This window comes from Sphingosinicella sp. CPCC 101087 (assembly GCF_004151485.1).
Taxonomy (GTDB): Bacteria; Pseudomonadota; Alphaproteobacteria; order Sphingomonadales; family Sphingomonadaceae; genus Allosphingosinicella.
The window spans coordinates 360227-381005 of sequence record NZ_SBFF01000001.1; the positions used below are offsets into that span (position 1 = coordinate 360227).

Annotated in this window: 18 protein-coding genes; 10 read left to right on the plus strand and 8 right to left on the minus strand. The window is 67.7% G+C overall.

Features of this window, described 5'->3' with window-relative positions; genetic code table 11:
- The first annotated feature begins 11 nt into the window (after positions 1-11).
- Entirely contained in the window at positions 12-1616 is a 1605-nt protein-coding gene (locus EKM57_RS01715; protein ID WP_129791039.1) for an alpha-amylase family glycosyl hydrolase, read from the plus strand.
- Between the two features lie 8 nt (positions 1617-1624).
- Here EKM57_RS01715 and EKM57_RS01720 read toward each other — a convergent pair whose 3' ends face one another.
- Positions 1625-2641 carry a LacI family DNA-binding transcriptional regulator gene (locus tag EKM57_RS01720; protein ID WP_129790721.1) on the minus strand — a complete coding sequence of 339 codons (1017 nt, stop codon included), beginning with the start codon at positions 2639-2641 and terminating at the stop codon, positions 1625-1627.
- A gap of 77 nt (positions 2642-2718) precedes the next feature.
- Between EKM57_RS01720 and EKM57_RS01725 the strand changes: the two genes are divergently transcribed.
- From EKM57_RS01725 to EKM57_RS01735, 3 genes are all read left to right on the plus strand, one after another.
- Complete coding sequence (locus tag EKM57_RS01725; protein ID WP_129790722.1) at positions 2719-4749, plus strand: glycoside hydrolase family 97 protein; 2031 nt, start codon at positions 2719-2721, stop codon at positions 4747-4749.
- Entirely contained in the window at positions 4746-5738 is a 993-nt protein-coding gene (locus EKM57_RS01730; protein WP_129790723.1) for an alpha/beta hydrolase, read from the plus strand. Before EKM57_RS01725 ends, EKM57_RS01730 begins: the two co-directional genes overlap by 4 nt.
- A gap of 73 nt (positions 5739-5811) precedes the next feature.
- Positions 5812-8016 (plus strand): prolyl oligopeptidase family serine peptidase, encoded by a 2205-nt coding sequence (locus EKM57_RS01735; RefSeq protein ID WP_165357143.1) that lies wholly within the window; start codon positions 5812-5814, stop codon positions 8014-8016.
- Between the two features lie 12 nt (positions 8017-8028).
- Here EKM57_RS01735 and EKM57_RS01740 read toward each other — a convergent pair whose 3' ends face one another.
- Complete coding sequence (locus EKM57_RS01740) at positions 8029-8619, minus strand: AAA family ATPase (RefSeq protein ID WP_129790725.1); 591 nt, start codon at positions 8617-8619, stop codon at positions 8029-8031.
- Between the two features lie 286 nt (positions 8620-8905).
- On the opposite strand from EKM57_RS01740, the gene EKM57_RS01745 reads away from it, so the two are divergent.
- A complete protein-coding gene (locus EKM57_RS01745) occupies positions 8906-9625 on the plus strand; it encodes a L,D-transpeptidase family protein (RefSeq protein WP_243450845.1) in 720 nt (239 codons plus the stop codon).
- A gap of 27 nt (positions 9626-9652) precedes the next feature.
- Here the strand turns inward: EKM57_RS01745 and EKM57_RS01750 are convergent, their stop codons facing one another.
- Positions 9653-10564 carry an AraC family transcriptional regulator gene (locus EKM57_RS01750; protein ID WP_129790726.1) on the minus strand — a complete coding sequence of 304 codons (912 nt, stop codon included), beginning with the start codon at positions 10562-10564 and terminating at the stop codon, positions 9653-9655.
- 165 nt (positions 10565-10729) lie between these two features.
- Here EKM57_RS01750 and EKM57_RS01755 point away from each other — a divergent pair, with 165 nt between their 5' ends.
- Entirely contained in the window at positions 10730-11452 is a 723-nt protein-coding gene (locus EKM57_RS01755; RefSeq protein ID WP_129790727.1) for an SDR family oxidoreductase, read from the plus strand.
- An 18-nt stretch (positions 11453-11470) separates the two neighbouring features.
- Entirely contained in the window at positions 11471-12466 is a 996-nt protein-coding gene (locus EKM57_RS01760; protein WP_129790728.1) for an aldo/keto reductase, read from the plus strand.
- Positions 12467-12518: 52 nt separating this feature from the next.
- On the opposite strand, the gene EKM57_RS01765 is transcribed toward EKM57_RS01760, so the two are convergent.
- A complete protein-coding gene (locus tag EKM57_RS01765) occupies positions 12519-12644 on the minus strand; it encodes an entericidin A/B family lipoprotein (RefSeq protein ID WP_129790729.1) in 126 nt (41 codons plus the stop codon).
- Positions 12645-12789: 145 nt separating this feature from the next.
- Here EKM57_RS01765 and EKM57_RS01770 point away from each other — a divergent pair, with 145 nt between their 5' ends.
- Positions 12790-14637, plus strand: a complete 1848-nt coding sequence (locus EKM57_RS01770) for an SLC13 family permease (RefSeq protein WP_129790730.1) — start codon at positions 12790-12792, stop codon at positions 14635-14637.
- 27 nt (positions 14638-14664) lie between these two features.
- Here the strand turns inward: EKM57_RS01770 and EKM57_RS01775 are convergent, their stop codons facing one another.
- From EKM57_RS01775 to EKM57_RS01790, 4 genes are read right to left on the minus strand one after another with little or no spacing between them, the layout of a single operon-like run.
- Complete coding sequence (locus EKM57_RS01775; protein WP_129790731.1) at positions 14665-15780, minus strand: inositol-3-phosphate synthase; 1116 nt, start codon at positions 15778-15780, stop codon at positions 14665-14667.
- Positions 15777-16691 (minus strand): beta-xylosidase, encoded by a 915-nt coding sequence (locus EKM57_RS01780; protein ID WP_129790732.1) that lies wholly within the window; start codon positions 16689-16691, stop codon positions 15777-15779. Before EKM57_RS01780 ends, EKM57_RS01775 begins: the two co-directional genes overlap by 4 nt.
- Complete coding sequence (locus tag EKM57_RS01785; RefSeq protein ID WP_129790733.1) at positions 16688-17509, minus strand: TIGR04290 family methyltransferase; 822 nt, start codon at positions 17507-17509, stop codon at positions 16688-16690. The genes EKM57_RS01780 and EKM57_RS01785 overlap by 4 nt, the downstream gene beginning before the upstream one ends.
- Positions 17506-18105: a histidine phosphatase family protein gene (locus EKM57_RS01790; protein WP_129790734.1), complete on the minus strand. Its 600-nt coding sequence runs from the start codon at positions 18103-18105 to the stop codon at positions 17506-17508. Before EKM57_RS01790 ends, EKM57_RS01785 begins: the two co-directional genes overlap by 4 nt.
- A 193-nt stretch (positions 18106-18298) precedes the next feature.
- Between EKM57_RS01790 and EKM57_RS01795 the strand changes: the two genes are divergently transcribed.
- Both EKM57_RS01795 and EKM57_RS01800 read left to right on the plus strand, forming a co-directional pair.
- Complete coding sequence (locus EKM57_RS01795; RefSeq protein ID WP_129790735.1) at positions 18299-18847, plus strand: dual specificity protein phosphatase family protein; 549 nt, start codon at positions 18299-18301, stop codon at positions 18845-18847.
- A gap of 13 nt (positions 18848-18860) precedes the next feature.
- The gene (locus EKM57_RS01800; RefSeq protein WP_129790736.1) at positions 18861-20585 is read left to right on the plus strand and encodes a hypothetical protein; all 1725 of its coding nucleotides are present in this window, start codon (positions 18861-18863) and stop codon (positions 20583-20585) included.
- Positions 20586-20779 lie beyond the last annotated feature (194 nt).

Below are 20779 nucleotides of genomic sequence, written 5' to 3' on the forward strand. Positions count from 1 at the left end.
AGCTTCAGACCATGGCTTCGCCGGACCCGGCAACCGACGCGTGGTGGCGGGGTGCCGCCATCTACCAGATCTATCCGCGCAGCTTCGCCGACTCGAACGGGGACGGCGTCGGCGACCTGCCGGGAATCACCGCGCGGCTCGATTATGTCGCCTCCCTGGGCGTCGATGCGATCTGGCTCTCGCCCTTCTACGCCTCGCCGATGCGCGACTTCGGCTACGACATTTCCGATTATCGCGCCGTCGACCCGATCTTCGGCACGCTGGAGGATTTCGACCGCCTGCTCGATCGGGCCCACGCTTTGGGCCTCAGGGTCGTCATCGATCAGGTCTATTCCCACACGTCGGACCAGCATGCCTGGTTCCGCGAAAGCCGTTCGAGCCGCGACAATCCCAAGGCCGACTGGTACGTCTGGGCCGATCCCAAGCCGGACGGCTCGCCGCCGAACAACTGGCAATCGGTCTTTTATGGCCCGAGCTGGACCTGGGACGGGCGGCGCGGCCAATATTATCTGCACAACTTCCTTTCGGGCCAGCCCGATCTCAACCTGCACAATCCCGAAGTGCAGGAGGCCGTGCTCGACGTCACCCGCTTCTGGCTCGACCGCGGCGTCGACGGCTTCCGCCTCGATGCCATCAACTTCGCGATGCACGACCCGTCGCTCGAGGACAATCCGCCGGTCGCGCCAAGCGCCGTGAAGCGCCGCAGGACCTTCGACTTCCAGCATCATTTCCACAACCAGTCCCATCCGGACATTCCCGCTTTCCTGAGCCGGATCCGCGCGCTTACCGAAAGCTATGGAGGTCGCTTCATGGTCGCCGAGGTGGGCGGCGAGCAGGCGGACCGGGAGATGAAGCTGTTCACGAAGGGGCCGGATCGGCTGCACAGCGCCTATGGCTTCAACTTTCTCTACGCGGAAAGCCTCACCCCGGCGCTGATCCGCCATACGATGACGCTATGGTCGGGCGAGCCCGGCGAGGGCTGGCCGAGCTGGGCCTTCTCCAATCACGACGCGCCGCGCCACGTGTCGCGCTGGGGGGCAGGCCGCGACCCCGAGGCGGCCGCCCGTCTCTCCATGCTGCTGCTCGTCGCGCTGCGCGGCAACATCTTCCTCTACCAGGGTGAGGAACTCGGCCTGCCCCAGGCCGATGTTCCGTTCGAGCGCCTCCAGGACCCCGAGGCCATCGCCAACTGGCCTGACACGCACGGCCGGGACGGGGCGCGCACGCCGATGCCCTGGCGGGCCGACGCGCCGCATGCCGGCTTCTCGACCGCCGAGCCCTGGCTTCCGATCGACGCCGCGCACCCGGCACGCGCCGTCGACCGGCAGGAAGCCGATACCGGCTCGATGCTCCACTTCACCCGCCGAATCGTGGCCCTGCGCAGGCGGGAGCCCTCGCTTCGTTCCGGAATCGTCCGCCTGCTCGACGTGCCGGCGCCACTCGTCGCCTTCGAGCGCGGCGAGGGCGAAGCGCGCTTGCTGTGCGTCTTCAACCTGGGCGACGAACCGGTCGACCATGGCTTGGCGGCCGGATGGCGCATATTCGAATCGACCGGCGCCGGCGCCACCGCCGAGCGGCTGGCGCCGCTCAGCGGCTACCTTGCCAAGGTGTCATGACCGCCGGCTCAGCCGCCGCAGCTTTCCCGCACGATCAGCTCGGTCGGCAGCCGCTCCGACCGCATCTCGTCCCCGCCGGTGTCCAGCAGCTTGGACACCAGCAGGCGGCCGGCGCGCGCCGTATCCTGCGAAACGGTCGTGAGCGCGGGCCGGCTGTAGCGGGCGAAGGGCACGTCGTCATAGCCGACCACCGACACGTCCTGCGGCACCGTCAGCCCGGCATTCTGGAGCGCCCGGATCGCGCCCAGCGCGATGAGGTCGCTCGCCGCGACGATCCCGTCGAACTTCACTCCTCGCGCCAGCAGCGCGTCCACCGATGCCTCCGCCGATTCGACGGTGAAATGCGCCGGAACCATCAAGGCGGGATCATGCACGATCCCCGCCTGTCCCAGCGCCTCGACATAGCCGCGAACGCGTTGGCTCACTTCCGGAGCCTCGGTATCGCCGAGATAGACGATGCGCCGCCGCCCGAGCCGCGCGAGATGCGCCGTAGCCCGCCGCCCGCCGGCAAGATTGTCCGATCCGACCGAGCAATAGGCCTGTTCCGGCAGCTGCGCGCCCCACACGGCGAACCGGGCCTCGGCTTCCGCCTCGGCGAGGCGGTTGAGCGCATGGTGGAGCGAGCTCTGGCCGAGAAAGATCACGCCGTCGGCCCGACTCGTCGTCATCGCCGCCGAAAGGTCGGCGAAGCTGGTCGGCTGAAGGTGGCTGACGAGGAGGTCGCAGCCACGCGCGCGTGCCGCGTCGCTGATGCCGGCGAACAGTTCGAGGAAGAAGGGATCGTCGAGCTGCCCCTCGCGCCCCTGCGGTGGCGGCACGACCACGGCGATCGTGCCGTTCGCGCCGATCGGCCCGGCCGGCATGTAGCGGCGAAACGGGTAATCCTGCTCGCGGGCCAGCTTCCAGATCAGCTGCTTGGTGCGCGCATTGACCGAAGGGCTGTCGTTCAGCGCCCGCGACGCGGTCGCGATCGACACGCCGGCCAGCGCCGCGATGTCCTGAAGTCTCGTCGTGCGCCCGCTCATTCCCGCAATCTTTGCTGCAAATTTTTGCGCCATCTTGGGCAGCGCGCGTGTCTTTGCAAGCGCGACGGAGGCCAGCCATGATCGGTCGTCTTCTTCTCTTTCTCGCCTTGCTGCACTTCGCCGTCTCGGCCGCGGCCGAGACGGTGGCGCGGATCGGTTCCCCCGGCGGCGTGCTGAGCGTCGAGCTCGAGATCGATCCCGACGGGCGGCCAAGCTATTCCGTCCGCCGCTTCGGCCGCGAGGTGATCGCCCCCTCGCGGCTCGGCTTCCTGCTGGTCGACGCGCCGAAACTCGAGCGAGGCTTTCGTCTCGCCGACCAATCGACGCGCAGCTTCGACGAGACCTGGGAGCAGCCCTGGGGGGAGCGGCGCTTCGTCCGAAATCATTACAACGAGCTGCGCGCGCGCCTGACCGAGCGCAGCGGCCTCGGCCGAAGCCTGGACCTGGTCTTCCGCCTGTTCGACGACGGGATCGGCTTCCGTTATGAGTTTCCGGAGCAGCCGAACCTGTCCGACGTCGCGATCCAGGACGAGCTGACCGAGTTCGCCGTCGCCCCCTCCGGCACCGCCTGGTGGATCCCTGCCTTCGAATGGAATCGCGCCGAATATCTCTACAACCGCACGCCCGTGGCGGAGGTCGGGATCGCCCAGACGCCGATGACCGTCCGCACCGACGACGGGCTTCACATCGCCTTCCACGAGGCGGCGCTTGTCGACTATTCGGGCATGAACCTGGCTTCCGTGGGCCAGGGCCGCTTCCGCGCTGCGCTCACGCCGGGCACCGACGGTGCCAAGGTCCGGCGCCCGGCCCCCTTCCCGACGCCATGGCGGACGATGCAGATTGCCGACAGCGCCGGCGGGCTGGTGATGAACGACCTCATCCTCAACCTGAACGAACCGAACCGGCTCGGCGACGTCTCCTGGGTACGGCCGATGAAATATGTCGGCGTGTGGTGGGAAATGCATCTCGATCGCTCGACCTGGGCGTCGGGGCCGCGTCACGGCGCGACCACCGCCAATGTCCGCCGTCACATCGACTTCGCGGCAGAGAACGGCTTCGACGGCGTGCTCGTGGAGGGCTGGAACGTCGGCTGGGACGGAGACTGGTTCGGCAATGGACAGGATTTCAGCTTCACCCGGCCCTATCCGGACTTCGACCTGGAGGGCCTCGCCGCTTATGCGCGCGCTCGCGGGGTCCAGCTCGTCGGCCATCACGAGACCTCCGGTTTCGCAGCCCATTACGAGGACCAGATGGAGGGCGCTTTCGACCTCTACGAGCGGCTCGGCATTCGTGCGGTCAAGACCGGCTATGTCGCCGATGCGGGGCAGGCGAAGGTCCGCGGACCCGACGGACTTATCCGCTATGTCTGGCACGAAGGCCAGGCGATGAACCGCCATCATGTCCGGGTGATCGAGGCGGCGGCGCGCCGCCGCATCGCCGTCAATGCCCACGAGCCGACAAAGGATACCGGTCTCAGGCGCACCTGGCCCAACATGATCGCGCGCGAAGGCGCCCGCGGCATGGAATATTCGGCGTGGGGCAACCCGTCCAACCCGCCCGAGCATGAGGCCAACCTCGTCTTCACGCGGATGCTCGCCGGTCCGATGGATTACACGCCCGGCATTTTCTCGATGCGCACCCGCTCGCCCCAAGGGGTCCAGACCACCCTGGCCAAGCAGCTCGCGCTCTACGTCGTCATCTATTCGCCGCTGCAGATGGCCGCCGACCTGCTCGAACATTACGAGGCCAATCCGCGGCCCTTCCAGTTCATCCGCGACGTGCCGGTCGACTGGTCGGAAAGCCTCGTCCTGAACGGCGAGGTCGGCGACTATGTCACGATCGCGCGCAAGGACCGGGATGGAGAGGACTGGTATGTCGGCGCGGTCACCGACGAGGAAGGGCGGGTGCTCGAGGCACCGCTGTCCTTCCTGACGCCCGGACGCCGCTATCGCGCCCAGATCTATCGCGACGGCGCAAGCGCGGACTATCGGGCCAATCCCGCCGACATCGTCATCGAGGAAAGGGTCGTGACCAGCGCCGATAGGCTGACCCTTCGCCTCGCGCCCGGCGGCGGCCAGGCGATACGGCTCGTGGCGCTCGGCCGATGATCCCCGCAGTGAGCCGCCTGGCCGCGCTCCTCCTCCTGCTCGGGGCGGCGCTGCTGCACATCGCCCCCGCCTCGGCGCAGTCGACGGGTCGGCTGCACCAATATCGCGACTTCCCGTCGATGCATGTCGCGCCGCGCAACGTCACCGTCTGGCTGCCGCCGGGCTACGAGCCGAAGGGCCAGCCCCACGCGGTGCTCTACATGCATGACGGCCAGAATCTGTTCGAAGGCCGCACCGGCTATGGCGGCCAGGAATGGAGGGTCGACGAGGCGGCGGCGCGCCTGATCGCGAAGGGTGCGATACGTCCGACCATCATCGTCGGAATCTGGAACACGCCACAGCGCCTTCGCGAATATGTACCGGCCAAGGCGCTCGAGCGGCTGCCATCCGCCTATCTGGAGCGGGTGCGCGGCCTTTACGGGGGCGACGCGCTGTCGGAGGCCTATCTCAGCTTCATCGTGCGCGAGCTCAAGCCGTTCATCGACCGCAGCTACAACGTCGCTCGCGACCAGGCGAACACGGCGATCATGGGCTCCAGCATGGGCGGCCTGATTTCGCTCTATGCGCTCACCGAGTATCCGGAGGTGTTCGGCGCTGCCGGCGCACTCTCGACCCACTGGCCGCTCCTGCTGCCGCCCGACGGGGAAAGCCTGAGCGGCGCGGATGTCGATGCGGTCGCCACCGCGTTCGAAGCCTATCTGCGCCCTGCGCTGCCGCGCCCGGGTCGGCACCGTCTCTATTTCGACCATGGCAGCGAGACGCTCGACCGCCATTACGCGCCCTATCAGGCGCGAATCGACCGCCTGGTCGCCGCGGCCGGCTGGTCACGGGATCGCGACTGGATCAGCCGAAGCTTTCCGGGCGCCGCGCACGACGAGCAGGCGTGGCGCGCCCGCGTCCATATCCCGCTGCGTTTCCTGCTGCCCCCGATCCAGGGCAGCTCAAGCCGGGCGCACCGGCCGTCGGGCGGGACGAGCCTCGACGCCTGAACGTCGCGACGGCCCCGCTTTACCGGCTGCAGAAGGCATGGAAGAGTTGCGGCCGAAGCAGGAGGGGGCGCGGATGACGGGCGAGCGAGAGCCGCGGCACAGGATGCGGCTGATGATGAGCCGGCGGACCCTGCTGGCATCGGCCGCGGCCTTTGCCGCCTTGGCGCCTGGCACGGCCTTCGCACGGACGCGACCGGCGCCTCCCGTCGCGCGCGTCACCGACTTTTCGGAAGTCCTTCACGGCGTTCGGATCGCCGACCCCTATCGCTGGATGGAGAATGGCGAGGACCCGGACTGGCGGCCTTTCCTCGAAGGTCAGGGCGCTTATGCCCGGGCCGTCCTCGACTCGATCCCGGGACGTGCCGCCCTGCTCCAGCGTATCTCCGATTTGACCGCCGCGTCGACCATGGCCAACCAGCTCCAGTCCGTCGGGACGCGCTTCTTCACTCTCGCCCGGCCGCCCGGATCGTCGACTTTGTGCCTGATGGTCCGCGACGGCCGCGAGGGCCGCGATCGACTGCTCCTCGATCCGAACCGGCTGGCGCCGGCCGGAGGGCAGGCCGGGCTCGACTATCTGTGGAAGGTGTCGCCGAACGGCCGATACGTGGTTTGCGGCGTGATGCTGGACGGGTCGGAAAACACGATCCTCCATGTCGTCGATGTGGAGACCGGACACCTTCTCCCGGATCGGATCGACCGCACGAACTTCGCCTCGCCATCCTGGGCCCCGGACAGCAGCGGTTTCTTTTACAACCGCCTCGCGTCCCCGTCTGAGGGAGGCGCTGAGGCCTATGCGGGAAGTGTCGGCCGCTTCCACCGGCTGGGAGACGATCCCTCGCTCGACCTGGCCCTGCTCGGCCGCGGGCTCTCGCCCGATCTTCCGGTCGGCGATCTCGAGATCCCGATGCTGCGCGCCTGCGGAAAACATCTGGTCGGCGCGCTCTTCTCGGGAGTCGATCAGAACGCCACTTATTACCTCGCCTCCACCGTCGGGGCCCAGCAGGGCCGTCCCGTCTGGCGCAGGGTCTGCGGCAAGGCCGATGAAGTCGCCTCGATCGAGATTCACGGAGACGATCTCTATCTGCTGAGCCACAAGGGCGCGCCGCGCGGGCGCCTGCTCAAGACGTCGGTATCGAGCCCCGAACTGTCCTCGGCCGAGGAGGTCGCCCCGGAAGGTCCGCTGCCCCTGGTCGGGCTGGCCGCCGCACGTGACGGCCTGTTCCTCATGGCCTCTGACGTCGGCGTTCACCGCATCTCCGCCGTCGGTGCGGATGGTGCGATACGCGAGGTCCGCCTCCCCTTCGAGGGCGCCGCGCCATGGGGATTCAACGCCAATCGCGCCGAGGACGGAGTCTGGCTGGTCCTGCAAAGCTGGGTGGTGCCGCAGACCGCCTGCCGGGTGCGGGCGGACGGGAGCGTCGAGACGCTCGACATTTCCAAAGCGCCGCCGGCGGACCTCGCGCGCTACGCCTTCAGCCGCGCGGAAGTCACCGCCCGAGACGGGGTGAAGGTGCCGCTTTCCATCATCCATCCCCGAAGCGCGTCCCTCGACGGCTCGTCGCCCCTGATCATGACGGCTTACGGAAGCTACGGGGTGACGCTGGAGCCCCGATACACGCCCGCGGACATCGCCTGGTTGGAGGCGGGAGGTGTGCTCGCCGTCGCCCATGTGCGCGGCGGCGGCGACCGCGGCGACGCCTGGCACGAAGCCGGCCGCAAGTCGACCAAGCCCAACAGCTGGCGCGATCTCATCGATTGCGGCCGCTGGCTGGTCGACCGCGGCTGGACGAGCCGCCATGCTCTGGCGATCCAGGGCAAGTCGGCCGGCGGGATCGTCGTCGGTCGCGCCCTTACCGAGGCGCCGGACCTGTTCGGCGCGGTGATCTCCAGGGTCGGCGTATCCAACCCGCTTCGCAGCGAGGCGATGCCGAGCGGCCCGGCCAACGTCCCTGAATATGGCTCCCGCCACGATCCCGCCGAGTTCCCGGGGCTGCTGGCGATGGACGCCTATCACCACGTCCGGCCCGGTCTCGATTACCCGCACGTGCTGTTGACGACCGGCCTCAACGACACGCTGGTCATGCCCTGGCAGCCCGCCAAGATGGCCGCGCGTCTGCAGGCCGCCTCGCCCAACCCGGTCCTGCTACGGGTCGAGACGGCCGCCGGCCACGGCCTCGGTCTCAGCCGCTCGCAGGAGGATGAGGAAAAAGCCGACATCTTCGCTTTCGTTCTCTGGGCCGCCGGCCACCCCGACTTCCAGCCACCGGCCGTGCCCTGATCGTGACGGCGCTCAGCCAGGTCCCGTCGGCTCGGAAAGCCGGCTCAGCACCAGGTCGGCACGCTCTTCGACGGGGGCTCGGGGAAGGATCTCCAGGTCGTAGCCCAGCGCGCCATAGGTCTCGACCATGACGGCGCAGGTCCGTTCCGCCTCGTCGGCCGACTGCCGCCTTTCGCTGTCGCGCGCGTAGATTTCGGGCCAGAAGGGCGCCACGAAAACGCGGCGATTGTAGCGGCAGGCGCGGCTCGCCTCCTCGACCGCCGCCGGCACTTCGAGTCCGGTGAGCCGCAAATAGCCGGCGACGTCCGGTATGCCCCGGTCGAAGAAGACGGGACCGGAGCGTTGCGCGGCCGAGCGGTAGGCGGCGAGATCATGTTGGAGCATCGCCTGTGCGAACCCGGCAGGGTCCATCCACGGCAGCAAGGTCCCGCCGCTGGCGACCTGATCCCTGATGATCGCCCGCCCCGCTTCATCGGTGCAATGATGGCCCCGCCGTCGCAAGGCCTCGATCAGGCTGCTCTTCCCTGACCCGGGACCGCCCGTGATCACGATCAGGCGATCGGTCTGCTGCCGTGCCGCAGGTCTGGGCGAGGCTGGGGTCATCGGCAAGTCAGGGCCGCCCCGCCGGCCGGCGAGTCGAGCGTGTCGCAGGATTGTGCATTCCCGGCATGATCCGTTTGCAGGAAACCGGCGTCAAGGCGCCGGGACGATATGGCCGCCGATCGCTCCGCGTCGAGCCGGAGCCCTCAACCCTCCGCTCCCCCTCTGTCCCCCTGCGGCACAGCCGATTCTGGACGCTTGCTTCCGCCCGCCCGCGGGCGCGAAAGGAGGCCAGCCGGCTTCGGGCGGTGCGCCGCCGCCGGCCGGTTTGTTCGGCAAGGAGCGTGCGATGCGGCATATTTTCGACGGGCGGAGCCCCCTCGTTGCGGCGCGGCTGATTATCTGCGCGGCGAGCGCGATGATCCTGCTTCAGACCGCACCGGCCCTTGTCTCGGCCCGTGGCTCGGCGGAGCCGTCGTTCCCGGCCGCGTCCGAAGACTCGACCCCGCTCGGCATCGGCGCTCCCGTGCCTTCGAGCGTTGCCGAACCCGGCCCCGGACCGTCGCACGCACATGACCATGCGCCAGGCGCCGAGCAACCGCGCAGTGCGACGGCGATCCTTTCCTCCGTCAACGTCACCCGCGAGCTCGACATTCCGCACTGGCTGCGCCCCGGCGAGTTCGTCTGGACCGAGGAAGCCGTTCCACAGTCCGGGCCGACCGTCGTCGTCGTCAATCTGCGGGCGCGGGTGCTTTCCGTCTACCGCGCGGGAGTCGAGATCGGCCGTTCGAGCCTGATCTACGGCGCCGACAACAAACCGACGCCGATCGGCGAATTTCCGGTTCTGGAGAAAGATGCGGATCATGTCTCCAACCTCTATGACGCGCCGATGCCCCACATGATGCGGCTCACGTGGGACGGTGTGGCGCTGCACGGGTCGCCCGAGTTGCGCGACGATCTCGCGACCCGAGGATGCGTGGGCCTGCCGCGCGAATTTGCGGCGATGCTGTTCGACGTGGTGAAGATCGGCGACCGGGTGATCGTGTGGGACGGGGTGACGACGGCCTGAGCCTCCAGGACGCCGTCCCGGCCCTGGTCACGCGGTAACGGTCAACAGCTCCGGCGCTTCGCGCAGCCGGCTGACGTCGCTGCGCGGAGGGGCGCCGAACAGGCGGCGATATTCCCGGCTGAACTGGGACGGGCTGTCATAGCCGACCCGGAAGCCGGCCGTGGCGGCGTCGAGCGACTCGGCGAGCATCAGCCGGCGCGCCTCCTGCAGGCGCAGCTGCTTCTGGTATTGGAGCGGGCTCATCGCCGTCACCGCCTTGAAATGGGCGTGGAGCGAGGACGGGCTCATGCCCACTTCGCCGGCGAGCCGTTCCACGCTGAACGGCGCGTCGAAGTGGCGCTTGATCCAGGCGACGGCGCGGGCAATTCGCGCCGCATAGCTGCGCCCGGTGGCGATCTGGCGCATCGTCGCGCCCTGAGGCCCGGTGAGAAGCCGGTAGAGCAATTCGCGCTCCGCGAGCGGCGCGAGCACCGGCGCGCCTGCCGGATCGTCGAGCAGGCGCAGCAGCCGCAGTGCCGCGTCCAGCAGTTCGGGCCCCGCCGCGCACAAACTCATGCCGAGCGCAGAGGGGGACGAGTCTCCTCGAGCGTCGGGCGCCGGCGTGTCGAGCACGAGCTGCCCGAGAGCCAGGGGATCGAAGCCCAGCCGGACGCACAGATAGGGCTTGTCCTCGCTCGCCTCGATGACGTGGCCCACGACCGGCAGGTCGAGCCCGACGATGAGATAATGAGCAGGCTCGTAGATGAATGTGCGGTCACCCAGCACCCCTTGCTTGCGCCCTTGAGCGATGAGGCAGAGGCTCGGCTGGTACACCGTGGGCATCGGCTTTGTCGGCCTGGACGATCGTATAAGGTCGACCCGCGCAATCGGAGTCGAGGAGACGCCTTCGCCCGGCGCATGGCGGGCGATGATGCCGGCGATGTCCCTGAGCTGGTCCATGAGCCGCTCCTATGGCCGCCGGCCGGCCCGCGGCAAGCGCCAAACACCGCCGCGTGGAGGATCGTGCAATCTTCTCGGAGCCTCGGTCTACCGGTCCGGGCCTCGCGCAAGCCAAAGAGACTGCGCCCCGGGCACACCCCTGCCCTGCCCCAGAGAGGAAAGACCATGACCGACATCAAGGACAAGGTGATCCTGATAACCGGCGCATCGAGCGGCATCGGCGAAGCGACGGCTCGCGAACTCGGCGCGACCGGTGCGAAGCTGATGCTCGGCGCACGGAGAACCGATCGGCTCGAAGCCCTGGCTGGAGAGATTGGCGACAATGCCGCCTTCCGCCGTCTCGATGTGACCGATCTCCCCGATTTCCAGGCCTTCGCGGCGGCCGCCGGAGCGCAGTTCGGGCCGGTCGACGTCATCGTCAACAATGCCGGCCTGATGCCCTTGTCGCCCCTCGCCGCGCTGAAGACCGACGAGTGGGACCGGATGATCGACGTCAACATTCGCGGCGTGCTGAACGGAATCGCCGCCACCCTCCCCGGCTTCGTCGATCGGGGTTCGGGCCACGTGATCAACGTCGCCTCGATCGCCGCCTATCGAGTCATCCAGACCGCCGCCGTCTACTCGGCGACCAAATATGCGGTGCGCGCGATTACCGAAGGCCTTCGTCTGGAACATCGCGACCTGCGCACCACGTTGATCTCGCCCGGCGTCGTCGAATCCGAACTCGCCTCCACCATCACCCATGGGGATACGGCGCGGATGATCGACGAATATCGTCAGGTGGCGCTGACTCCGGACGCCATCGCCCGGGCGATCCGCTTCGCGATCGAGCAGCCGGACGATGTGGACGTCAACGAAATCGTCGTGCGGCCGACCGCCGCAGGCTGATCAACGGGAGGAAGAAGCATGAAGCAGCGCAAACTCGGAACGGCCGGCCCGACCGTCTCGGCAATAGGTCTCGGCTGCATGGGCATGTCGGACTTCTATGGGCCCGCCGATCGCGGCGAGAGCCTGGCCACGATCGCCATGGCCGTGGAGCAGGGAATTACCCTGCTCGACACCGGCGACTTCTATGGAATGGGCCATAACGAGATGCTGATCGGCGAGGCGCTCCGGACGCTCGACCGCGACCGGATGACGCTCAGCGTGAAGTTCGGAGCGCTTCGCGACCCGGAGCTGAACTGGGCCGGCTATGATGCCCGGCCGGCCGCAGTGAAGAATTTCGCGGCTTATTCGCTGAAGCGCCTGGGGGTCGATCATATCGACATCTACCGCCCGGCCCGGCTCGACCCGAACGTGCCGATCGAGGAGACGGTCGGCGCAATTGCCGACCTGATCCAGGCCGGCCATGTCCGCCAGGTCGGACTGTCGGAAGTCGGCGCCGAAATGATCCGGCGGGCCCATGCCGTGCATCCGATCGCCGACCTGCAGATCGAATATTCGCTCATCTCGCGCAGCATCGAGGACGAGATACTGCCCACGTGCCGAGAACTTGGCATCGGAATCACCGCTTATGCCGTGCTGTCGCGCGGCCTGATAAGCGGACACTGGTCGAAGGAACGTTCGGGCGGACAGGATTACAGGTCGGTGAGCCCGCGATTTCGGCCGGAGAATATCGAGCGCAACCTCGATCTGGTCGAGGCGCTGCGCGGGATAGCTGCGGCGCTGGGCGTCAGCGTCGCCCAGATCGCGATCGCTTGGGTCCTGAGCCGCGGCGAGGATGTCGTGCCCCTGGTCGGCGCGCGCCGGCGCGATCGCCTGGAGGAAGCGCTGGGTGCGCTGGACCTGCAGCTTTCCCGGGGGCATCTCGCCGCGATCGAGGCGGCGGTGCCCAGGGACGCCGCTGCCGGGGCGCGCTATCCCGAGGCGCAGCTCGTCCACATGGACAGCGAGCGAGGTTGAAGGCCGCCACGCCTCTGGCGGCCTCCACTTTCGGTCTTGGCGATGCCTCGGTCTAGATGACCTCGTCGCCGGCATTGGCCACGGATTCGACGTCCTCGCCGACTCCGCGGACCGTGTTGCAACCCGCCAGTACGAGAGCCGCCGAAATACCGGCCAGCGCGAACAGCTTGCGAATCATTGGAACTTCTCCTGATACCCTACAGGCCGCCAAATGGGCGGAGACGAGCGGAAAAGCCCTCGCCGCAGCCTTTGTTCCGCACCCGTATCCCACAGGTGCGAAACTCGGGCCGGCATGAGGCCCGGGCCGCCCGCGTTCGCGCCATATGGACAAGATCGAGCCGCCGGGGATAAGCGCGAGCGTGGTTACGGCGCTTTCGAACTTCATCGAGCTTCATAGCGCCTCGATCGGGCTCCTCCTGTTGCTGTTCCTGCTGGCCGGCTTCGTGCTCGAACGGTTCGCCCCCGTGGTGATCGCGATCATCGGCGTTGCGGCCGTGCTTGTCCTGGGATTTGCCGGGCCGGCCGAGATGCTCGACGTGTTCGGCAATCCGGCTCCGATCGCGATCGGAGCCTTGTTCATTCTCTCCGGCGCGCTCGTTCGGACCGGCGCGATCGACGCGATCATCGCGGCGGTCACGAAGCGCGCGGAGGCCCGGCCGCGCCGGACCATCGCCGAGCTCCTCTTCGGCACCATCGGCGCGGCCGCGTTCGTCAACAATACGCCGGTCGTCATCATCCTGGTGCCCGTCGTGCGGCGCCTGGCGCAGAGCGTCGGCCGCGCGGCAACCCGATTGCTCATTCCCCTCTCCTACGTTGCCATCCTGGGCGGGACGCTGACCCTGATCGGCACCAGCACCAACCTGATCGTCGACGGCGTCGCGCAGGAGCTGGGAGAGCCCGCGTTCGGCATCTTCGAGATCAGCGGCGTCGGGCTGATCACCGCCCTGGGCGGCGTCCTGGCGCTCGCGCTGCTCGGTCCTTTGCTGCTGCCGGACCGGCCCAGTCCCGAGCCGGACGAGAACCCCAATCAGAACTGCCTCTCGGAGTTGACCGTCGCGCAGGACGCGAGCGTCGTCGGACGCGCGATCGGCGAGATCGGGGCGCTGAAGCCGTCGCGCGTGCGGATCATCGCCCTCAGGCGCGACAATGTTCTGCGTCGCGGCGATCTCGAAACGGTCGAGCTCCAGCCCGGCGACCGGTTGATCGTTTCCGGTTCGCCCCACGAGCTGATCGGCATCGCCGGCGGCGAGGATTTCATCGTCGGCATCGGCGGGCTGCGCGGTGGCGCCGATCTGTCGGAAGACGCACGCCCGGCCGACGCCGAGCTGTTCGACGCGACCATCGCGCCGAGCCATCCCAGCATCGGCCGCCAACTGGCCGAAATACCCTTATTGTCCCGCCTGCCGGTTCGGATCCTGGCAATCTCGCGCGGGCGCCATCTGCCCGGACCCGATTTGCGCGGTGCCCGGATCCGCGCTGCCGACACGCTGCTGATCGCCGCGCGGCGCGAAGAGCTGCAGGCGCTGCGCGACAATGTCCACTTGCTCGGCGTGTCCCAAAGCGAGGCGCGGCCGTTCCGCCGCGACAAGGCGCCGATCGTGATCGCCGCGCTGGGCGGCGCGATCGTGCTCGCCGCTCTGGGCGTGCTCCCCATCGCCTTGCTGGCGATCATTGCCGTAGCGGTGGTGCTCGCCACCCGCTGCATCGATCCGGAAGAAGCCTGGGCCGCGATCGACGGCAACGTACTGGTCCTGATATTCGCGATGCTGGCGATCGGCGCAGGGCTCCAGAATGCCGGAAGCGTCGACCTGATCGTCGACAATGCGATCCCCTGGATCCGGGACGCGCCGTTCTTCGTGTTGCTGCTTTCCGTCTACCTGCTGACTTCGCTGCTCACCGAGCTGGTCACCAACAATGCTGTGGCGGTCGTCATGACGCCGGTCGTGATCGGAATCGCCGAGCAGCTCGGCATCGATGCGCGGCCGCTCCTGGTGGCGCTGATGTTCGCCGCTTCCGCGAGCTTCGCCACCCCGGTCGGCTATCAGACCAACACGATCGTCTATGCCGCCGCCGACTACAAGTTCGTCGATTTCCTCAAGATCGGCATGCCGATGAACCTGGTCGTGGGCCTGTTCGCCTGCGCCGGAATATACTGGCTGTTCCCGGGCTGAGGCCATTCCGGCCGCGGGCCATGCGCCTCACGCCCCGCGGATGAACGCCTCGAGCGCCTCGAACGCCTGGTCGTCGGTCATCTGCCGCGGCGGGTGCTTGCAGAAGGCGGCCGCCGCCGGATGGATCGGGCCACCGATGCCGCGGTCGCGGGCGAGCCGGGCGCAGCGTATCAGGTCGATCGCGACGCCGGCAGAATTGGGACTGTCCTCGACCGACAGGCGAAGCTCGAGGTTCATCGGCACGCCGCCGAACAGCTGCCCTTCCATCCTGAGGAAGCAGACCTTGTTGTCGTTCTGCCAGGCGACATAGTCGGATGGGCCGATATGGATGTTCTCGTCCTCCAGCCGATGCTCCGCGACCGACTGGACCGCCTCGGTCTTCGAGATTTTCTTGGACACGAGCCGTGCGCGATTCAGCATGTTGAGGAAGTCGGTATTGCCGCCGGTATTGAGCTGATAGGTGCGGTCGAGCTTCACGCCGCGCTTGCGGAACAGGTCGGTCAGCACGCGGTGGACGATCGTAGCGCCTAGCTGCGCCTTGATATCGTCGCCGATCAGCGGGACGCCGGCCTGCTCGAATCGCTTCGCCCAGTCGGGATTGCTGGCGATGAAGACCGGGATGTTGTTGACGAAGGCGACCCCGGCGTCGAGCGCGCACTCCGCGTAAAATTCGGTGGCGCGCTGCGATCCGACGGGGAGATAGTTCACCATCACGTCGGCGCCCGTTTCGCGGAGCAGGCCGACTACCTCGTCCTTGTCGGGCTCCGCCGCATCGCCGAGCAGGAAGGTGCGGTCGGGCGGCATGTCCGCCATATGCTCGGACCAGCCATCGAGAATCCGGCCCATCTGCACCTTTGCGCCGGAAAGGGGGACGTGGTCGCAGAAAGTGGCGGTGCAGTTGGGGCGTTCGAAAATCGCTTCTGCAACGTCGCGCCCGACCTTGCGGCGATCGACGTCCCAAGCGGCGACGACCTTGATGTCCTTCGGCCGATAGCCGCCCAAATCCCAGTGCAATAGGCCGATCTGCTCGTTGGCGCCGCCATTCTGGTAATGGGCGATCCCCTGAACCAGCGAGCTGGCGCAATTTCCGACGCCGACGATCGCCAGCCTGATCTCGCGCGCTGCGGGGTCGTGCAGGCTCATGCCACCTTCGCCTTAAGCTCGGCAGGCGCGTAGCGCTCGATCATCCGAGCGCAGAAATCAGCGAACACCATCGGATCGCGCGGCGGGCTGGTATGATGCGGCGCGATACCCTCGTGATCGGGGGTGAAGCAGAAGGTGACGGTCACGTCGAAATCGGCGAGCGCGTCCATCTGACGGTCGAACCAATCCTCCCATCCCGGCCGGTAGCTGTCCCACCAGCTCAGGCCGGTGCGAAGCCGGGTGACACCGAGCCGTTTCATCCAGGCGACGGCGTCGTCCAGCCGGTGATCCTCGAAATGGAACCATTGCATGATGCCCATCTCGGGTGCGTAACGGGCGAAGCGCTCCAGCGCCGGCTTGGGCGTGCCGTCCTCGCGGATCAGGCCCATGTAGAAATGGCGATAATAGCTCGACCCTTCCGCTTCCTTGTGCCGGGTCGTGGCCTCCCATTCGCGGGGCAGGTCGAACAAGCTGTACCAGTAGACGCGGGGCACGCGCCCCAGCAGCAGCTCGGCGGTTCGCTCGATACCAAAGAGCTGTACCTCCTCCGCGCCGAAGCTGCCGACCCCGACCTCGGTTGCCCAGATCTCGTGGTCAGGGGCGACCGCCTCGATCTCGGCGATACGGTCGGGCCACTCGTTGATCGGCCAGAGGTTCCAGTCGAGCGGAAAGCCGTGCACCGCGACGACATCGACATGGTCGAGCGCCCCATAGTCGTCGAGCCGGCGGATGAAGTGCGGATCGATCGGGGAGATGCCGCCGAGCACGCGCTTGACCGAAGGATTGGCCGCGGCGATCGCCTTGCCCGCCTCGACGACGGTGCGGGCGTAGATCGACCAGTCCGGATCGAGCTCCGGGTCCCAATGCGACTTGTTGTTGGGCTCGTTCCAGATCATCGCGGCTTCGATCATTCGGCCTCCCTCCGATGGCGTTCCGGATAGACTGCGCCGCTACCGGCACGGCCCTCGTAGGGCCGGTCGGCACGGCGGCAGATATAGACTTCGTCCTCGGCCCTCTTTTCGATCGAAAAGCCGGCAGCGCGCAGCATTGCCTCAGCGCAGGCGCGGTTCGGAACCCACCAGTTGGTCCAGTCGCCCGCATATTCGTGCTCTACGAAGTGGAGCTTCGGATAGCCGCTCTCGAAGAAGTGGTCGGTCTCGTTGAAGTCGTAATCCTCCGCCACGTCGAGGAGCTGCTTCGATCCTCGCTGCATGGATTGGAAGATCAGCATGTCGCCGGCGACATGCTCGCGGATGAGGTCGAGGGCGAGCAGCGGGTGGCGAAGATGGTAGAGGACGCCCATGAAGATGACGACGTCGAACTGCTCGCCGAGCGCCCCCACGTCATAGACGTCAAGCCTGCGAAACTCGATGCCGTCCTGGCCGAGCGTCTCGGCGGCGAAGCGGGCTTGGGCTAGGTATCGCTCGTCGGAATCGATCCCGAGTACGCGCGCGGCGCCGCGCCGCTTCATTTCCAGTGAATAGAAGCCGGCATTGCAGCCGATGTCGAGCACCGTCCTCCCGGTCAGGTCGTCGGGCAGATGGTCGGCGAAGCGGCGAAACTTCTCGCCCGGATAGTCGCCGAGGAAATGGTTGGGCGCGGTCCAAACGCCGCCGATATTCAGGTTGTGGAACCAGGGTCCCAGACCGTCGATCCGCTGCCGAAGTGCCTCCACGTCGGCCGGAAGTTCGTCGCGGTCTCCATGCAAATGGGCCCGGGCCAGGTTCATTGATAGAGCCTTTCGTTGAGGCTCACGATGCGGCCGCCCTGGTTCCCCAGTTCGAGGCGCGACACCGAGGCCGGGTCGATGTCGAACCGCAGCAGATGGTCGAGTGGAAGTCCCAGATAGTGCGCCACCGCACCCCGGATGATGTCGCAGTGGCTGACCGCGGCGACTGTCTCGCCCTCATGCTCCGCAGCGATCGTTTCCAGGGCGGCGGCGGCGCGCCCGACGGCCTCGCCCATCGACTCGCCGCCGGGGCATCGCGCGCTGCCGCGCGATTCATTCCATTCGTGCCACCGCGGATCGTCCTCCAGCTCGACGAAGGTCTTTCCGGCCCAATCGCCGAAATCGATTTCTTCCAGCCCGTCGTCGATGCGGACCTCCAGCCCGTGCGGTTCGGCAATGTCCCGCGCCGTGTACCAGGCTCGCTCCCGCGGCGAGGCGTAGACGGCGGCGATCGGCTGCGTGCCGAGGAGATCGGCAACGATCGCCGCCTGTTCCAGCCCTTCACGGCTCAAGGCCACATCTCGTCTCCGTCCGCTCAACTTTTGTCCAAGCTCCACATGCGCCGCGTGTCGGATCAGCAATATCCTGGCGCTCATGGTCCGCTCGGAACCGACCTGAAACGATCCCGCATGGCCGCCCAATGCTTGGAACAAAGCTTCGGTTCCAGGCGGGGCCTGGAGGGTCGCAACAGACGCGCGGGAAAGCACTTCATTCTCAAGGCGCTGCTCAGGATCGGTTCGTCTCTCGCGTCAGGAACAAGGCTGCCGATGCACGGTTCAGCACGGTCTGATGAGTTCGGCACAGCAGAAAGATTCGGCCATCCCGCCCTGGTCCTGGCGGGCCAACCTCGATTGGCTGACCGACAAGCTGGCCTTGGGCGGCAGCTTCCCGGCCGAACGCACCGCCTGGCTGGTGGAAGGACTTGCGATAAGGGCCGTCATCGACCTGCGCGCAGAGGCGTGCGACGACGCCGATGCGGTCTGCCGGCACGGTCTGGGTTTCCTCCATCTGCCGACGCCTGACCATCACGCCGTCGCGGATTCGATGCTCGACCGAGGCGTCGCCTTCGCCGCCCGTTACCTCGATCGCGGCGAGCGTGTGCTGATCCACTGCGAGCACGGGATAGGACGGGCGCCGCTCCTGGCCTTGTGCGTGCTGGTCGACCGCGGCCGGGCACCGCTCGAGGCGCTCCATCTGGCCAAGGAGCGCCGACCAGCCGTTTCGCCCAGCCCGGCCCAGTATGAGGCCTGGGCTGGCTGGCTCAGACGGCACGGGCACACACCTCCCGCCTTCGACGCGTTCGCCGCCATCGCCTATCGTCATCTCCCCCGCGGCTGACGGGGTCGCATCGATGCTCGTCTATGGCGACCGAAGCGAGCTGGCGGACCCCAGATCCTGCCTCGATCGGCTCGGCCGCGATCTCGCCGCTCTGTCGACGCAGCCGCCGGGGCTGAACCGCCATTCCGAACTCGTGTTCGCCCTGATCGAGGCGGGCCGTCTTCTCCAGGGCGTGGCGGATGCCGATTTCCGCCTGGTCGGCGCCGACCGCCGGACACCCGGCACGCGCGAGATAAGCGCTCTGCTCCAGGCCTTGGCGGCGGCCGTCTGCCGCTCCTGGGACAGCGAATTCGGCGGGCCGCTCATGCTTCCGGACGTCCCCTCCCCGCTCGGGCTACCGGAGACGGTCGAGCTGCGCACGCCGGAGGGCTTTGCTTATTACGGCCTCTATCCCGAGGCCTATATCGACGCGGCGCGGCGCCTGCGCCTCAGCGGACCACCGCGGGTGATCGGCATCAGGAGCATCGGGACCAGCCTCGGGGCGCTCGCCGCCGCCGCCCTCGGAGCACCGCCGCCGACGACCGTCCGCCCGATCGGCGATCCGGCAGACCGCCGGCTCGCGATTTCGGCCGATCTGGCCGCCGACCTGCTTTCCCCGCGCAACGCGCACTTCGTCATCGTCGACGAAGGCCCCGGCCGCTCCGGAAGCTCCTTCGCGTCGGTGGCCATCTGGCTGCGGGCGCGCCGCGTGCCGCTGGACCGTATCGCCTTCCTGCCGAGCCACGCCGGCGACCCGGGGCCCCAAGCCACGCCCCGGCACCGCCAGGTCTGGACTGGCGCGCAGCGCGTCGCTGCCGACCTCGGGCCTGCCCTGCCGCGGCTGCTCGCTGCATGGGCGGAGGATCGGATAGGTCCAATCGAAGGGCCGCTGATCGATATCTCGGCCGGCGCTTGGCGCAAGCGGGTCTATCCCGACGAATCGGCTTGGCCGGCGGTGATACCGGGGCAGGAGCGGCGCAAATTCCTCGCATCGGTCGGCGGCTCGACCTGGCTGCTCAAGTTCGCCGGCCTGGGCGTCGAAGGTCGCAGGCGGCTAGCCTGCGCGCGCACCCTCCACGCTGCCGGCCTGGTGCCTGAACCGCGGGACCTCATCCACGGTTTCCTCATCGAACGGTGGCAAAGCGACCGCAGCCCGCTCGCCGTCGGGGCGAAGCCGATGGCCGCGATCGCCCGCTATCTCGGCGTGCGGGCCCGTCTGCTGCCCGCCGCCGAAGGGAGCGGCGCCGATCTCGCCCAGCTTTTCGCACTGGCCTCGCGCAATTGCCGCCTGGCGCTCGGTGCCGAAGCCGCCTCCGCGCTGGACCGGTGGAAGGCGCGCCTGAGTGCGCTGGAAGCTCGGGTGCGTCGGGTCGCCACCGACAATCGTCTCGATCGGCACGAATGGCTCGATCTCCCCGGCAAGCCCTTGCTCAAGGCGGACGCCGTCGACCACCATGCGGGGCACGATCTGATCGGTTGCCAGGATATAGCCTGGGACGTGGCCGGCGCCGCGGTCGAGTTCGACCTCGACCCGCCCGCCGCCGCCCGCCTCGCCGCCGCAGTCGGCCGCGCCGCCGGCCGGAAAGTCGATCCGGAGCTGTGCGAATTCCTTACCTTGGCCTATCTCGCCTTCCGCATGGGCCAAGTGAAGCTCGCGGCGGAATCCGCCGGAGCGTGGCCGGGGGAAATGGTCCGGCTCGACGCCCGCGCTGCCGGCTATGCGCATCGACTTGAGCGCCGGCTCGCCCGGGCCGCCTGATCGCGTGATCGGGAAGTTCCCCGGGCGGGATCCACCCTCCTTTCATGTCACTTCCGTAATGAAAAGATACACTTGCGTAATGATCCGCATACGGAACCAAGCCGGAAATCCGCCGTTTGTGAAGGGTTGATGAAGAAGCTGCTGTGAATATTCGAAACCTGAGCTTTCTCAAAGACTAACCTGGATTAATTACG

Excerpts from the sequence above, each read along its gene's own strand:
- EKM57_RS01730 (WP_129790723.1), top strand. The coding sequence starts at position 4,746 with ATGATCCCCGCAGTGAGCCGCCTGGCCGCGCTCCTCCTCCTGCTCGGG.
- EKM57_RS01790 (WP_129790734.1), bottom strand. The coding sequence starts at position 18,105 with ATGAGCGCCAGGATATTGCTGATCCGACACGCGGCGCATGTGGAGCTT.
- EKM57_RS01770 (WP_129790730.1), top strand. The coding sequence starts at position 12,790 with ATGGACAAGATCGAGCCGCCGGGGATAAGCGCGAGCGTGGTTACGGCG.
- EKM57_RS01775 (WP_129790731.1), bottom strand. The coding sequence starts at position 15,780 with ATGAGCCTGCACGACCCCGCAGCGCGCGAGATCAGGCTGGCGATCGTC.
- EKM57_RS01765 (WP_129790729.1), bottom strand. The coding sequence starts at position 12,644 with ATGATTCGCAAGCTGTTCGCGCTGGCCGGTATTTCGGCGGCTCTCGTA.
- EKM57_RS01715 (WP_129791039.1), top strand. The coding sequence starts at position 12 with ATGGCTTCGCCGGACCCGGCAACCGACGCGTGGTGGCGGGGTGCCGCC.
- EKM57_RS01750 (WP_129790726.1), bottom strand. The coding sequence starts at position 10,564 with ATGGACCAGCTCAGGGACATCGCCGGCATCATCGCCCGCCATGCGCCG.
- EKM57_RS01740 (WP_129790725.1), bottom strand. The coding sequence starts at position 8,619 with ATGACCCCAGCCTCGCCCAGACCTGCGGCACGGCAGCAGACCGATCGC.
- EKM57_RS01755 (WP_129790727.1), top strand. The coding sequence starts at position 10,730 with ATGACCGACATCAAGGACAAGGTGATCCTGATAACCGGCGCATCGAGC.
- EKM57_RS01745 (WP_243450845.1), top strand. The coding sequence starts at position 8,906 with ATGCGGCATATTTTCGACGGGCGGAGCCCCCTCGTTGCGGCGCGGCTG.
- EKM57_RS01795 (WP_129790735.1), top strand. The coding sequence starts at position 18,299 with ATGAGTTCGGCACAGCAGAAAGATTCGGCCATCCCGCCCTGGTCCTGG.
- EKM57_RS01720 (WP_129790721.1), bottom strand. The coding sequence starts at position 2,641 with ATGAGCGGGCGCACGACGAGACTTCAGGACATCGCGGCGCTGGCCGGC.
- EKM57_RS01735 (WP_165357143.1), top strand. The coding sequence starts at position 5,812 with ATGACGGGCGAGCGAGAGCCGCGGCACAGGATGCGGCTGATGATGAGC.
- EKM57_RS01760 (WP_129790728.1), top strand. The coding sequence starts at position 11,471 with ATGAAGCAGCGCAAACTCGGAACGGCCGGCCCGACCGTCTCGGCAATA.
- EKM57_RS01780 (WP_129790732.1), bottom strand. The coding sequence starts at position 16,691 with ATGATCGAAGCCGCGATGATCTGGAACGAGCCCAACAACAAGTCGCAT.
- EKM57_RS01785 (WP_129790733.1), bottom strand. The coding sequence starts at position 17,509 with ATGAACCTGGCCCGGGCCCATTTGCATGGAGACCGCGACGAACTTCCG.
- EKM57_RS01800 (WP_129790736.1), top strand. The coding sequence starts at position 18,861 with ATGCTCGTCTATGGCGACCGAAGCGAGCTGGCGGACCCCAGATCCTGC.
- EKM57_RS01725 (WP_129790722.1), top strand. The coding sequence starts at position 2,719 with ATGATCGGTCGTCTTCTTCTCTTTCTCGCCTTGCTGCACTTCGCCGTC.